Origin of the sequence: Hallella faecis (assembly GCF_018789675.1) — a bacterium.
GTDB classification, from domain to species: domain Bacteria; phylum Bacteroidota; class Bacteroidia; order Bacteroidales; family Bacteroidaceae; genus Prevotella; species Prevotella faecis.
On sequence record NZ_JAHKBE010000015.1, the window covers coordinates 1 to 14,083 of the forward strand.

A 14,083-nucleotide genomic window follows, 5' to 3' on the forward strand; every position below is an offset into this window, starting at 1 on the left:
ATTGCTGATCGATGGTTTCACGCATCAACCGCATCTCTGCCGTCATGTCTTGCAGTACTTTTGATATGTCCGTAACTTGCTCTTTCATAAGTATAAAGGTACGAAAAATATCTCACATACGCAAGAAATATAGACACTTTGTTTTGTCTTTTTATGGGTCTTTTTGCTGTATATTTCAATTATGGATTAAGGGTGCAGCGCTACCGCTGAATAGTTACGGAAAGGGAATTAAATCTAAACAAATGTTAAATATAGAAAATCCCGTAACATTTAGGGATTACAGTCGTCGTACTCATGAAAACGGTAATAAACGAACATGGATTACAAGTACATCAACCAGTTGTTGGAGCGCTATTGGAAGTGCGAGACCTCTTTGGAAGAAGAGGATATCCTCCGTGCTTTCTTCAGCCAAGACAACATTCCCGCAGAGCTGGAACGCTACAAGCCGCTCTTTGTCTACGAGGCGAAGGAGCCGGTGAGCGATGTGCTGGGCAAGGACTTCGACGAGAAGATCTTGGCCATGGTCGAGGAGTCGCAGCCGGTAAAGGCCAAGGTCATCACCATGACGCAACGTCTCCGCCCGCTCTTCAAGGCAGCCGCCGTGGTGACCATCGTGCTCACGTTAGGCAATGCCATGCAGGTGCCGTTTGCCAAGCAGAACGCCGATCCTATCAGCAGCTACGACGGCTATAGCAAGCCCGAGCTCAACCACGGCACATCGGTGGCCATGAGCGATAGCGTGGTGCTCGACACCATGAAGCGCAGCTTGGCGGAGCCCACGGCAAAGATGGGCGACCCCATCATTAAATAAGATAATTTCTATGCTTTCTCTATAAAATCATGTTTAGTAAAACAAAATGAAACTGTGAAGTTTCAATTCTCTCAAATTTTTCATAACATACTAACGTTGAAAGGGACTGTAGCTCAGTGGTGAGTCGTACAGTCCCTTATTTTTTTCCTCCGCTCGTTAGCGGATGATTCGTTTTGTACCTAAAAGTTGCTTATGGGTTGCCCTAACGCTTGCAACGCGATGAGAAGATTGTTGTGGCGTGCAATTAGGGCGGTTGCGGGCTGGCCCCGATGGGTTAGGGGTTCTTCTTGCTTACGCCAAAGTTGTCGAGCTTTTGGAATTGCGTCTTGATGGCTTGTCGGCCCCTGAAGATGTTTACCTTCACTTGTTCCTCGGGTATTCCCATGACCGTGGCAATCTCCTTGTAGGTCTTTCCCTCAAAGTCGCGCAGCTGGATGCAGCTTCGTTGCTTTTCAGGCAGACTGTCGACGAGGTGCCTCACAATGTCTATGCGGTTGTTTGTGGTGGCCTTGTCGAGGGGCGTTTGCTGCGTGTCGGCCGCATCGGTGCGCACGTTCTCGAGTGTCTCGTTGCGGTTATCGTGTCGCTTGATGCTGTCGAGCGCCAGGTTTCGGCAGATGGTGAAGCAGAAAGCCTCAATGTTGTCGATCGTGTCCCACTTGTCGCGCACGTTCCAAGCCTTGATGAGCGTTTCCTGCACAATATCCTCAGCCTCGGCGTTACGCAGGGTGATGCGCAGCGCCAGGCGGTAGAGCTGGTTCTTCAGCGGTAGGATATCGTTTTGGAAACTGATTTTACTCATGTTCTTACTGGATGACGGTGCCCCCTTCTTGGCCGATGGCCGAGGCTTGTGTGATGATAACGCGGCCCACGCCAGCGCTTACTGCTGCCAAGGCGTTCTCCACCTTGGGCTTCATTCCGCCAGCGATGGTGCCGTCGGCGGTGAGACGGTCGAAGTCGGTGCGTGTGATGACAGGTATCACGCTGTTGTCGTCGGCTGGATCGCTGAGCACGCCCGGCTTCTCAAAACAGTAGACGAGCGTTACGTCGGCGTATGCGGCGAGCGCCTTGGCCGTCTCCGAGGCCATGGTGTCGGCGTTGGTGTTGAGCATGTGTCCCTGCCCGTCGTGGGTAAGGGGAGCGATGACCGGTACAATGCCTTGGTCGAGCCACGTCAGCAACAGGTCGCCCTTAACGTGGTCTACGTCGCCCACAAAGCCGTAGTCGATGCCGTTCTTCAATGGGCGTCGGTGACTGCGTATCACGTCGGCGTCGGCTCCTGTGAGTCCGAGGGCGTTGACGCCCCTTGCCTGCAGGCGCGCCACGATGTCCTTGTTGACCAAGCCTCCGTAGACCATGGTCACCACCTTGAGCATGTCGGCGTCGGTGATGCGTCGGCCGTCGACCATCTTACTCTCGATGCTGAGCGATGTAGCCACCTTTGTGGCGCGTCGTCCACCACCGTGAACAAGGATCTTCGGTCCGTCTACTTGTGCGAACTGGTCGAGCAGCTGGTTGAGCTGGCCCTCGTGCTCCACGATGGCTCCACCCACCTTGATGATGATAATCTTTTTCATGTTGTGTGTTGTTTGTGGTTGGCAAACGATGCGTTTGGCAAGCGTGTTATGGGGAGAGGCCCTCCGTCGAGGGCGCTCTCCGTGGTGTGTTTACTCCAGGTAGGTGTAGCCGTAGAGTCCAGAGCGGTAGTTGCTGAGGAACTCCTTGCCCTCGTCGAGCGAGAGCTTGCCTTGCTTGACGCTCTTCGTCACCCACTGCTCCAACTGTCTGACGAGCTTCTTGGGGTTGTACTGCACATACTCGAGCACCTCCTCGACGGTTTCGCCATCGATGATTTGGTCGATGTTGTATGTGCCGTTCTTCACGCTGATATGGGCTGCCGTGGTGTCGCCGAAGAGGTTGTGCATGTCGCCCAGGATCTCCTGGTAGGCGCCCACGAGGAATACGCCGATGTAATAAGGCTCATCCTTGCGCAAGGCGTGTACGGGAAGCACGTTGGCCTGCGAGCCGTTGATGGCGAAGTTGGAGATCTTTCCGTCGCTGTCGCAGGTAATGTCCTGTATCGTGCAGTTGCGTGTGGGACGCTCGTTAAGGCGCTCGATGGGCATGATGGGGAAGAGCTGGTCGATACCCCAGCAGTCGGGCAGGCTCTGGAAGAGCGAGAAGTTGCAGAAGTATTTGTCGGCCAGGAGCTTGTCGAGGCCACGCAACTCATCGGGCACGTGCTTCATGGTCTTGGCCATGGAGTCGATTTCGTGGCACACGCTCCAATACATGGCCTCCACCTCGGCGCGTGTCCTGAGGTCGACCATTCCGTGGGCGAACATGTCGAGACAGTCCTCGCGGATCTGGTCGGCGTCGTGCCAGTCCTCCAACATCGACTTGGGGTTGATGTTGCACCATATCTCGTAGAGGTCCTTCACCAACTTGTTGTCGGTCGATTTGGCCTCAAACTCCTCGGGCATCTCGGGCAGTGAGGCGGCGCCCAGCACGTCGAGCACCAGCACGGAGTGGTGGGCCGACAGCGACCGGCCGCTCTCAGTGATGATGTTGGGGTGGGGAATGCCGGTTCGGTTGGCAATGTCGACAAAGGCGTACACGCAGTCGTTGATATACTCCTGGATGGAATAGTTCACCGAGCTCTCCGAGTTGCTCGAGCGTGTGCCGTCGTAGTCGACACCCAGTCCGCCTCCGCAGTCCACAAACTCGATGTTGTAGCCCATCTTTCTGAGGTTGGCGTAATACTGTCCGGCCTCGGTGAGGGCGTTCTGTATGCGGCGAATCTTGGTGATTTGCGAGCCGATATGGAAGTGGATGAGTCGCACGCAGTCGTGCAACCCCATGCTGTCGAGTTTGTTGAGCGCCTCAAGCAGTTCCGAGGGCGTCAGTCCAAACTTCGACGCGTCGCCACCGCTCTCGGCCCATTTGCCCGATCCCGAGCTTGCGAGCTTGATGCGGATGCCGATGTTGGGGCGCACGTTGAGGCGTTCAGCGGTCTTGGCGATGATGTCGATCTCGTTGAGTTTCTCCACCACAATGAAGATGCGCTTGCCCAGTTTCTGCGCCAGCATGGCCAGCTCGATGTAGCTCTCGTCCTTGTATCCGTTGCAGATGATGAGCGAATCGCTCTTACACTGCACGGCGATGACAGCGTGGAGCTCGGGCTTTGATCCAGCCTCGAGGCCGAGGTTGAACTTCTTTCCGTGCGAGATGATCTCGTCGACGACGGGTTGCATCTGGTTGACCTTGATGGGGTAGATGATGTAATCCTCGCCCTTGTAGTCGTATTCCTTTCGCGCCTTGTCGTAGCACGATGCCATTTTCTCAATGCGATTGTCGAGGATGTCGGGGAAACGCAACAGCACGGGAGGCGTTACGTCGCGTAAAGCCAGCTCGTCGATCACGTCGCGCAGGTCGATCTGCGTGTTATCCTTGCAAGGAGTGACGTAGGCGTGTCCCTTCTCGTTGATTCCGAAATAGGACGTTCCCCATCCGTTGATATTGTAAAGCTCCTTAGAGTCCTCAATAGTCCATTTTTTCATTTATGCTATGCCCAATGTTTCTTTTAGTTTTGCTACTGATATTTTGATCTTCTCATAATTGTCCATCAAGGTCACATCCACAGTGTGTTTGGCCTTGCTGTAAAATGGTTCGCGCACCTGCAGTTGTTCCTCGATATAGGTCTTGACCTGCTCGGGAGTCTTGTTCAGGAGCAGGGGACGCACCGTTTTGCCCATGCTCAGGTGTTTATGGAGCACCTCGGGAGTGCATTTCAGGTAGACCGTCTCGCCCTGCTGGTTGAGGTAGTCGATGTTATCGAAGAAACATGGGGTGCCTCCTCCGCAACTGACGACGATGTTTTCGAACTCGGCCACCTCGTGAAGCATGTTGCGCTCGATGACTCGGAATCCATCCTCGCCTCGTTCGTCGAAGATTTGCTTCACCGTTTTGCGCATGCGGCTCTCGATGTACCAGTCGAGGTCGTAGAACGGCATGTTAAGGTCTTTGGCCAGTGCGCGCCCCACGGTGGTCTTGCCCGATCCCATGTAACCCATGAGTATGATGCGTGATGGTGTCATCGCTTAGCCCTCCTGGCCTTTGGTTCGGGTGCGGTCCTTACAATCTCCATGCACTCCTCGTAGCTCAACGCACCGCTGAGCGCCTGGTCTTGCAACTTCTTGTCGATATGGTAGTTCTTGCCGTCGTAGGCGATGTAGGGGCCGTAGCGACCTTTCATGAGCTCCAGTTTGGGGTCTTCGTCAAACTGCTTGATGTGCTTCTCCTGGTCGGCCTTGCGCTTCTGCTCTATTAGTGCGACGGCTGTTTCGAGGGTTACGGTGAGGGGATCCTCTGTGCGCGGCAGCGACACATACTTCTTATCGTGCATGATGTAGGGTCCGAAGCGGCCTGCGCCGATCACCACCGGCGAGCCCTCGAAGTTGCCCACCTCGCGCGGAAGCTTGAAGAGCTCCAATGCCTCGTCGAGCGTGATGGTCTCGATGCTCTTGTCCTTGGGCAACTGGGCGAAGAGGGGCTTCTCCTTGTCCTCGGCCGTTCCAATCTGCGCCACAGGTCCGAAGCGGCCGATCTTCACGAACACAGGCTTGTTGGTTTTGGGGTCGATGCCCAGTTGGCGCTCGCCAGCCTTGTGCTCAGAGCGTGCGTTCATTACCTTCTCCACGTTGGGCTCAAACTTCTTGTCGAAGTTGATCATCATCTTCGTCCATTCCTCCTTGCCCTCGGCGATGCGGTCGAACTGCTCCTCGACCTTGGCCGTGAAGTTGTAGTCCATGATGTCGGGGAAGTTTTGAAGCAGGAAGTCGTTTACCACGAAGCCGATGTCGGTAGGCAGCAGTTTGCCCTTCTCCGATCCGGCCATCTCGTGCTTGGTCTTCGAGGTGACGGCGCTGCCCTTCAGCGTGTCGATGGCGTAGGCGCGTTCCACACCCTTCTTGTCGCCCTTCTGCACGTATTCGCGCTGTTGAATGGTTGAGATGGTGGGCGCGTAGGTTGACGGGCGGCCGATGCCGAGCTCCTCGAGCTTGTGCACCAAACTGGCCTCGGTGTATCTCACGGGACCCATGGAGAAACGCTCGGTGGAGGTGATGTCGGCGCGCAGCAGTCGCTGTCCGGCCTTCATGGCGGGCAGGAGGTTGCCCTCGTCGTTATTGGTTGCCTCCTCGTCGGTCGACTCATGGTAGACCTTCAGGAATCCGTCGAAGCGAACCACCTCGCCGTTGGCCACAAACTGCTCCTCGGCGCCACTGATGTTGATGGTCACGGTGGTCTTCTCCACCTGGGCGTCGGCCATCTGCGATGCTGCCGTGCGCTTCCAGATGAGCTCGTAGAGACGACGCTCCTGGGCCGTTCCGGTGATGGTGGCCTCGTTCATGAAGGTGGGGCGGATGGCCTCATGGGCCTCCTGGGCACCCTTCGAGTGGGTGTGGTAGTTGCGGGGTTTGCTGTAATCGTCGCCGTAGAGCTTGCTGATCTCCTCCTTGCAGGCGTTGATGGCCAGTGAGGAGAGGTTCACGCTATCCGTACGCATGTACGTGATGCGTCCGCTTTCATATAGGCGCTGCGCCACCATCATGGTCTGCGACACGGTGAAGCCGAGCTTGCGGGCCGCTTCCTGTTGCAGGGTGGAGGTGGTGAAGGGAGGCGCCGGCGAGCGTTTCAGGGGTTTCTTGGTGATGTTGTCGACGGTGAACGAGGCGTCCTTACACTGGTTGAGGAAAGCCACGGCCTCGTCGTGCTTGGCGAAACGGTGGTCGAGCTCGGCCTTCACCTCGCTCTGCGAACCATCGGCGTTGGTAAGGAGGAACAGGGCGTTTACGCGGTAGTAGGGCTCGCTCTTGAAAGCCTGAATCTCGCGCTCGCGGTCGACGATGAGTCGTACGGCCACGCTCTGCACGCGTCCGGCGGAGAGGGCGGGCTTCACCTTGCGCCACAATACGGGCGACACCTTGAAGCCCACGAGGCGGTCGAGCACGCGACGGGCCTGCTGCGCGTTCACCAGGTTCATATCGAGGTGGCGTGGGTTCTGGATGGCCTCCATGATGGCGGGCTTGGTAATTTCGTGGAACACGATGCGCGAGGTCTTCTCCTCGTCGAGTCCGAGCACTTCGCAAAGGTGCCAACTGATGGCTTCTCCTTCGCGGTCCTCATCGGATGCCAACCAAACAGTCTTGGCTGCTTTCGCGCTCTTCTTCAAATCGGCCACCACCTTGGTCTTCTCCTCAGGAATCTCGTAGGTGGGTTGAAGGGTCTTTTCGTCTATGCTGAGTTCTTTCTTCTTTAAATCTCGGATGTGTCCGTACGACGACATCACCTTGAAGTCTTTACCCAGAAATTTCTCGATGGTCTTTGCCTTTGCCGGGCTCTCGACGATCACTAAATTATCTTGCATACTAACAGGTATTGTTTTTTTCGGTTGGCAAAAGTAATTAAAACTTTTGTCTACACCTTATATTATAGAGATAAATTTTATTTTTTTAATAATCTTCATGTTGGCAGGGTAGAGGGCGTGGATTGATATGTTGCTGAAAAACAGCGACAAAAGCGTGAATTTGCGCTACGTTTTTTGCCTTTGGTGTCGCGGTTAACTGCCAGTGGGTCGCTTCTGTCAGAGGGATGGCGTTGTGGTTGGGCATACTTTGGGCCTGCGTGGGGTGTGTGGGTTTGTGGATTTCTGTAGTATGGGTGTCTGCTTGTCGTTGGGGTTTGTGATGCGGCAGGCTGGCTTCTTGCAGAATATTGCTGACAAACCAGGGAAAAGTGCGCCACGGGTCATTCTGCCCAAACGACGGCACAAAAACTGCTTTCTTGCTCTTGCCGTGCTCGTCGGTCAGGAGGCGTGTTGGCTTGTCCGTTCCACGCGCCTTCCTGCCCTTGTCGCTCGAAGGCTCGGATTATCCAAATCTGATTATCAAAAATAGATAATTTGTTTTGGGTAATTCGAATATTTGTCTTATTTTTGCACACAAAACCTTTATAGACAAGAAGATATGGTTGTAAACGTGAACCCATTTTTTGTGACAGGCAGGATCCCTGCAGCTTATTTCTGCGACCGGGTAGTGGAGTCGAAGGTGCTGAGCCAAGCGTTGCTCAGTCAGATGAACGTTGTCGTCACCTCGCCGCGAAGAATGGGAAAGACTGCATTGGTCGATTTCGTGTTTCAGCAGGAAGTGATCCAGAAAGATTATTTCACAATCGATGTGGACATTCTTCATACCACCTGTTTTAAGGAATTTATCTATGCGCTGGGCACGGCCGCTTACGACAAGATAGCCTCACGAAGCGATAAGATGAAGCGGCTTTTCATTGCAACCCTACGCTCGCTTTCCGCAAGTTTTGGTTACGATCCCATTCAAAACACACCCACTTTCGACATCAAGTTGGGCGACATTACGACGCCCGACTATACGCTTCGCGAGATATTCAATTTCATGGAACAAGCCGACAAGCGATGCTTGGTGGTGATCGATGAGTTTCAACAAATCACCAAGTATCCAGAGAAGAACATTGAGGCTGTCCTTCGCTCTTATATCCAAAAGATGAGCAATGCCAATTTTGTTTTTGCAGGCAGTCAGCGAACGGTGTTGGAGGAGATGTTCCTGTCGTCTCGTCGTCCCTTCTTTCAAAGCGCTAAACTTATGCAGTTGGATGCGATCGAACTTTCTGTATATCAGGATTTTGTCGTAGGACATTTCCGGGAGGGTGGAAAGGATATCAACCCCGAGGCGGTAGAGGTTGCTTACCGCTCGTTTCGCGGCGTGACGCTTTATATGCAGCGCGTCATGAAGGACGCCTACGCCACAACTCCGCAGGGCGCTACCTGCGATGAGCGGTTGGTGGAACAACTCATCGATGATTTTGTGGCCGAAAACGACTACCGTATCCGTGGGTTGCTGGCCTATATCTCCGAACCGCAAAAGGAAGTGCTCTATGCCATCCACGACGAGAAAGAGGCGCAGGGCATCGTTTCGGCAGCTTTCACCAAGCGCCATCGCCTAAAGTCGCCCAGTGCCACCCAGTCGGCGGTGCAGAAACTGCTCGAAGATGACCTGCTGACAAGAAACGGAAAGGTTTACAGTCTCTCCGACCCCCTCATGTCGCTCTGGTTGGACAAAAACATACGTTAAAATAGCCTCCAAAAGGAGATTTCTTACATTTTTTATAAGAAGCGCTTGTGAGGATCGAATATTTTTCGTACCTTTGCATCGTTCAGTGGAATGAGGGGCTCCAAAGAGAGCTCCTCATTTTGTTTTATACAAAGCATAACGTATGATAGACAAAAACGTCGTTAAAAACTTAGTTGAGGAGTGGTTGGCAGACAAAGACTACTTCTTGGTTGATGTTACCGTCAGCCCCGATGACAAAATCACCGTGGAAATCGACCATGCCGATGGGGTGTGGATTGACGATTGCGCAAAGCTGAGCCAGTTTATCGAGGACCATCTCAGTCGCGATGAGGAGGATTATGAGCTCGAAGTGGGCTCAGCCGGACTGGGGCAGCCCTTCAAGGTGGAGCAGCAGTACATCAATTGCATTGGCGAGGACGTCGAAGTGATGGACGCCGACGGAAAGAAGGTGGCCGGAAAGCTCAAGAGCGTTGACGGACGCGACTTCGTGGTGTCGGTCAACGAAAAGGTGCAGGTGGAAGGAAAAAAACGCCCCGTGAAGATGGACGTGGACCACGCATTCAACATGGATAATGTGAAATATACAAAATACTTAATTAGTTTCAAATAAAAACTATGGCTGTAAGAAAGAAAGACGACGAGCAGTTGTCGATGATCGATAGCTTCCGCGAGTTCAAGGATACCAAGAATATCGACAGAACCACACTCGTGAGCGTGCTGGAGGAGAGCTTCCGCAACGTCCTTGCGAAGATATATGGCAGTGACGAGAACATCGACGTGATCGTTAACCCCGACAAGGGCGACTTCGAGATCTACCGCAACCGTGTCGTTGTGGAGAACGGTGAGGTGGAGGACGACAACAAGCAGATCTGCCTGAGCGACGCACAGAAGATTGAGCCCGACTATGAGGTGGGCGAGGAAGTGTCGGAGCCAGTCGACTTCGCCAAGTTCGGACGCCGCGCCATCCTGACCCTGCGCCAGACGCTGGCGAGCAAGATCCTCGAGCTTGAGCACGACGCACTGTTCAACAAGTATAAGGATCGTGTGGGACAGATCATCTCAGCCGAGGTCTATCAGGTGTGGAAGCGCGAGGTGTTGCTCGTTGATGACGAGAACAACGAGCTGATCCTGCCCAAGAGCGAGCAGATTCCCACCGACCAGTACCGCAAGGGCGAGACGGTGAGAGCCGTCATCGAGCGTGTGGACAACGAGAATAACAACCCGAAGATCATCCTGTCGCGCACCAGCGGTAAGTTCCTTGAGCATCTGCTTGAGCAGGAGGTGCCCGAGATTGCCGACGGCCTCATCGCCATCAAGGCGGTGGCTCGCATCCCCGGAGAGCGCGCCAAGGTGGCCGTGGAGAGCTTCGACGACCGTGTCGACCCCGTGGGCGCCTGCGTCGGCGTGCGTGGAAGCCGTGTGCACGGTATCGTGCGCGAGCTCTGCAACGAGAATATCGACGTGATCAACTGGACTGCCAACACGAAGCTGTTCATACAGCGCGCACTTAACCCCGCTAAGGTGTCGAGCATCGATCTCAACGAGGAGGACAAGAAGGCCGAGGTGTTCTTGGATCCCAGCGAGGTGAGCCTGGCCATCGGTCGCGGTGGACAGAACATCAAGTTGGCTTCTATGCTGACCGGCTACACCATCGACGTGTACCGCGTGGTCGACGGCAAGCAAGAGGCTGAGGTCGACGACGTTTATCTGGATCAGTTTAACGACGAGATCGACCAGTGGATCATCGACGCCATCAAGGGACTGGGTCTCACCACGGCCAAGGCTGTGCTCAACGCCCCCCGCGTGATGCTCGTCGAGAAGGCCGACCTCGAGGAGGAGACGGTCGATCATGTGATCGAGGTCCTGAAGAAGGAGTTCGAGTAATCCAACGGCTCTAAGACAAGAGCCGTCCCCTAATAAAAGGTGAAAAGCGTGGGGGAGGGCAGCACGCCTCCCCAGGCTTCCAAATAACAAGTCAAAAGAGATTATAAATATAATAAATAGAGTAAGGTGATGGAGCGAATGGCGTTTTACCTTTTTGCCACGAACCCCTCTCGCCTTTAAGAAAGGTTTTATGAGCATCAGATTAAACAAAGCATTACGTGAATTGAACATAGGACTTCAAACGGCAGTTGAATTCCTGGAAAAGAAAAGCGATCTGGGCGAGGTGAAGGCCGACGTGAGCTTCAAGCTCAACGATGCGCAGTATAAGGCGCTCGTTGAGGCTTTCAAGCAAGACGCAGCCGTGCTCTCAGCCGCCAAACAGCTTTTCCCTAAGAACAAGGAGAAAAAGCGTGAGACGGATTCCAAGCGGACAGAAACGCGCTCAAAGAGTGTGCTGGAGGGAACAAGCCACCAGCAGTACAAGCCATTGGGCAAAATTGACCTTGACAACCTGGGCAAGAAACCGGTCGGGGTCGGCTCTGCTGCTCCTGAGCCTGTTAAGAAAGAGGAGGCCAAGACTGCTGCCGTCAGTCGCGAGCCCGAGAAAGTCGTTGCCGAGAAGCCTGTGAGCGCAGCTCCGGAGAAGGTGGCCCCCAAGGCAGAGGCTCCCAAGGTGGAGCCTGCCAAGAAGGCTGAGCCCGCCAAGGTGGTTAAGGCGGAGGAACCCGTGAAGAAGGCGGAACCCGCCAAGCCCGCACAGCAGGCTGCTCCCGCTCCTGCCAAGCCCGCCGAGGCTCCGAAGGCCAACGTTGCGGCAAAGGCAACAAGTCAGAACAACGCCCAGAAGGAGGCTCCCAAACAGGAGGCTGCTCCGAAGAAGGCTGAGGAGAACGCTCAGCCCGCTCAGCAGGAGGAGAAATCGGGCGTGTTCCAGTTGAGCAGCGAGAGGAAGATTCTCAATACCCCCAAGGTGAACGTCTTGGGTAAGATTGACCTCTCGACCATCAACCAAAGCACAAGACCCCGTAAGAAGTCGAAGGAGGAGCGCCGAAAGGAGCGTGAGGCCAAGGGACAGAACGGTGCCAACGCTGGAGACCGCAAGAAGCGTCAGCGCATCAACAAGGAGCGCGTGGACATCAACGCCGTCGGACAGCAGAACAACCGCAACGGAAACGACGGCGGCAACAACAATGCCGGCAACAACAATAACAATAAGAAGAGCAAGAAGAAGAACAACCGCAGCCAAAAGCCGCTTGAGGTGAACGAGGAGGATGTAGCACGTCAGGTAAAGGAGACGTTGGCTCGTCTGACCAGCAAGCAGAACAACAACAAGCGCGGTGCCAAGTATCGTAAGGAAAAGCGTGAGGCTGTGCAGGAGAAGCTCGACGCAGAGGCACGTAAGGAGCGCAAGGAGAGCAAGGTGTTGAAGCTCACCGAGTTTGTTACGGTGTCGGAGTTGGCTACCATGATGGATGTTTCCGTCAACCAGCTCATCGGCACACTGATGAGCATTGGTGTCATGGCCTCTATCAACCAGCGACTCGATGCGGAGACCATCAACCTCGTGGCTGATGAGTTCGGATTCCAAACGGAGTATGTCAGCGCCGAAGTGCAGGAGGCTGTTAGCGAGGAGGAGGACGACGAGAGCGATCTCGTGCCCCGCGCTCCGATCGTGACGGTCATGGGACACGTAGACCATGGTAAGACTTCGTTGCTCGACCATATCCGAAACACCAACGTGATCGCCGGTGAGGCCGGTGGTATCACACAGCATATTGGCGCTTATAGCGTTACAATGAAGAACGGACGAAAGGTGACGTTCCTCGATACTCCGGGTCACGAGGCCTTCACGGCCATGCGTGCTCGTGGTGCGCAGGTCACCGATATCGCCATCATCATCGTTGCTGCCGACGACTCGGTGATGCCTACCACCAAGGAGGCCATCGCCCACTGTCAGGCCGCTGGTGTGCCCATGGTGTTCGCCATCAACAAGATTGATAAGCCCGGAGCCAACCCCGATCGCATTCGCGAGGACTTGGCCAACATGAACCTGCTCGTGGAGGAGTGGGGTGGTAAATACCAGTGCCAGGAGATTAGCGCCAAGAAGGGCATCGGTGTCGACGACCTGATGGAAAAGGTGCTGCTCGAGGCCGACATGCTCGACCTCAAGGCCAACCCCAACCGCAAGGCTTCAGGTACCATCATTGAGTCGTCGCTCGACAAGGGACGCGGCTATGTTTCGACGGTTCTTGTAAGCAACGGTACGTTGAAGGTGGGCGACATCGTCCTCGCTGGTACCAGCTGGGGACGCGTCAAGGCCATGTTCAACGAGCGTAACCAACGCATCGACAACGTGGGACCCGCAGAGCCTGCCATCGTGCTTGGTCTTAATGGAGCACCGACCGCCGGTGACGCTTTCCACGTGATCGACACAGACCAGGAGGCTCGAGAGATAGCCAACAAGCGTGAGCAGCTGCAGCGTGAGCAGGGACTGCGTACACAGAAGCGCCTTACCTTGGGCGACATCTCACACCGCATTGCACGTGGCGAGTTCCATGAGCTCAATATCATCGTTAAGGGTGACGTTGACGGATCGGTGGAGGCTTTGTCCGACTCGTTCATCAAGCTGTCGACCGAGAAGGTGCAGGTCAATGTCATCAGCAAGGCCGTGGGTCAAATCTCGGAGAACGATGTTATGTTGGCAAGCGCTTCCGACGCTGTCATCGTGGGATTCCAGGTTCGTCCATCATCGGATGCACGCAAACTGGCTGACCGCGAGGGTGTGGAGATCAACACCTACTCGGTTATCTACGATGCCATCGACGACATCACGTCGGCCATGGTAGGCATGCTCGACAAGGTGAAGAAGGAGATTATTACCGCCCAGGTTGAGGTGAGACAGGTCTATAAGATATCGAAGGTTGGCGCTGTTGCCGGTGGTCTGGTTACCGAGGGTAAGGTGCACAACAAGGACAAGGCTCGTGTGGTTCGCGATGGTATCGTCGTTCACACCGCCCCCATTGCCGCCTTGAAGCGTTATAAGGACGATGTGAAGGAGGTTGTGACGGGTCTGGAGTGTGGTATCTCGCTTGTCAACTACAACGATATCCAAGCCGGCGATGTCCTGGAGACCTTCACTGAGATTGAGGTGGAGCAGAAACTGTAAGATCTAATAGCATAAGGCCTCTCCAAGCCTTTCCATGGCGGAGAGATGTGCGAGCGTTTG

At 54.7% G+C, this 14,083-nt stretch carries 10 protein-coding genes; 5 read left to right on the forward strand and 5 right to left on the reverse strand.

The window, feature by feature from the left end; all coding sequences use genetic code 11:
- The first annotated feature begins 316 nt into the window (after positions 1 to 316).
- The gene (locus KM934_RS05245) at positions 317 to 811 is read left to right on the forward strand and encodes a pyruvate ferredoxin oxidoreductase (RefSeq protein ID WP_215759575.1); all 495 of its coding nucleotides are present in this window, start codon (positions 317 to 319) and stop codon (positions 809 to 811) included.
- Positions 812 to 1,085: 274 nt separating this feature from the next.
- On the opposite strand, the gene KM934_RS05250 is transcribed toward KM934_RS05245, so the two are convergent.
- The 5 genes from KM934_RS05250 to topA form a co-directional block, all read right to left on the reverse strand.
- The gene (locus KM934_RS05250) at positions 1,086 to 1,613 is read right to left on the reverse strand and encodes an RNA polymerase sigma factor (RefSeq protein ID WP_215759576.1); all 528 of its coding nucleotides are present in this window, start codon (positions 1,611 to 1,613) and stop codon (positions 1,086 to 1,088) included.
- 4 nt (positions 1,614 to 1,617) lie between these two features.
- Positions 1,618 to 2,388, reverse strand: coding sequence for an acetylglutamate kinase (gene argB, locus KM934_RS05255; RefSeq protein WP_215759577.1), 771 nt, complete (start codon positions 2,386 to 2,388; stop codon positions 1,618 to 1,620).
- Positions 2,389 to 2,478: 90 nt separating this feature from the next.
- Positions 2,479 to 4,371 carry a biosynthetic arginine decarboxylase gene (gene speA, locus KM934_RS05260; RefSeq protein WP_215759578.1) on the reverse strand — a complete coding sequence of 631 codons (1,893 nt, stop codon included), beginning with the start codon at positions 4,369 to 4,371 and terminating at the stop codon, positions 2,479 to 2,481.
- Positions 4,372 to 4,908 carry a shikimate kinase gene (locus KM934_RS05265; protein ID WP_215759579.1) on the reverse strand — a complete coding sequence of 179 codons (537 nt, stop codon included), beginning with the start codon at positions 4,906 to 4,908 and terminating at the stop codon, positions 4,372 to 4,374.
- A complete protein-coding gene (gene topA, locus KM934_RS05270) occupies positions 4,905 to 7,238 on the reverse strand; it encodes a type I DNA topoisomerase (RefSeq protein WP_215759580.1) in 2,334 nt (777 codons plus the stop codon). Before topA ends, KM934_RS05265 begins: the two co-directional genes overlap by 4 nt.
- Positions 7,239 to 7,863: 625 nt before the next feature.
- On the opposite strand from topA, the gene KM934_RS05275 reads away from it, so the two are divergent.
- The 4 genes from KM934_RS05275 to infB all read left to right on the forward strand — a co-directional run bounded on the left by KM934_RS05275 (position 7,864) and on the right by infB (position 14,023).
- Positions 7,864 to 8,973, forward strand: a complete 1,110-nt coding sequence (locus KM934_RS05275) for an AAA family ATPase (RefSeq protein WP_287769267.1) — start codon at positions 7,864 to 7,866, stop codon at positions 8,971 to 8,973.
- A 142-nt stretch (positions 8,974 to 9,115) separates the two neighbouring features.
- Positions 9,116 to 9,583: a ribosome assembly cofactor RimP gene (gene rimP, locus KM934_RS05280; protein WP_215759582.1), complete on the forward strand. Its 468-nt coding sequence runs from the start codon at positions 9,116 to 9,118 to the stop codon at positions 9,581 to 9,583.
- Positions 9,584 to 9,588: 5 nt separating this feature from the next.
- Positions 9,589 to 10,857 (forward strand): transcription termination factor NusA, encoded by a 1,269-nt coding sequence (gene nusA, locus KM934_RS05285; protein ID WP_215759583.1) that lies wholly within the window; start codon positions 9,589 to 9,591, stop codon positions 10,855 to 10,857.
- A gap of 190 nt (positions 10,858 to 11,047) precedes the next feature.
- Positions 11,048 to 14,023, forward strand: coding sequence for a translation initiation factor IF-2 (infB, locus tag KM934_RS05290; protein WP_215759584.1), 2,976 nt, complete (start codon positions 11,048 to 11,050; stop codon positions 14,021 to 14,023).
- Positions 14,024 to 14,083 lie beyond the last annotated feature (60 nt).

Excerpts from the sequence above, each read along its gene's own strand:
- KM934_RS05245 (WP_215759575.1), top strand. The coding sequence starts at position 317 with ATGGATTACAAGTACATCAACCAGTTGTTGGAGCGCTATTGGAAGTGC.
- KM934_RS05250 (WP_215759576.1), bottom strand. The coding sequence starts at position 1,613 with ATGAGTAAAATCAGTTTCCAAAACGATATCCTACCGCTGAAGAACCAG.
- argB (WP_215759577.1), bottom strand. The coding sequence starts at position 2,388 with ATGAAAAAGATTATCATCATCAAGGTGGGTGGAGCCATCGTGGAGCAC.
- speA (WP_215759578.1), bottom strand. The coding sequence starts at position 4,371 with ATGAAAAAATGGACTATTGAGGACTCTAAGGAGCTTTACAATATCAAC.
- KM934_RS05265 (WP_215759579.1), bottom strand. The coding sequence starts at position 4,908 with ATGACACCATCACGCATCATACTCATGGGTTACATGGGATCGGGCAAG.
- topA (WP_215759580.1), bottom strand. The coding sequence starts at position 7,238 with ATGCAAGATAATTTAGTGATCGTCGAGAGCCCGGCAAAGGCAAAGACC.
- rimP (WP_215759582.1), top strand. The coding sequence starts at position 9,116 with ATGATAGACAAAAACGTCGTTAAAAACTTAGTTGAGGAGTGGTTGGCA.
- nusA (WP_215759583.1), top strand. The coding sequence starts at position 9,589 with ATGGCTGTAAGAAAGAAAGACGACGAGCAGTTGTCGATGATCGATAGC.
- infB (WP_215759584.1), top strand. The coding sequence starts at position 11,048 with ATGAGCATCAGATTAAACAAAGCATTACGTGAATTGAACATAGGACTT.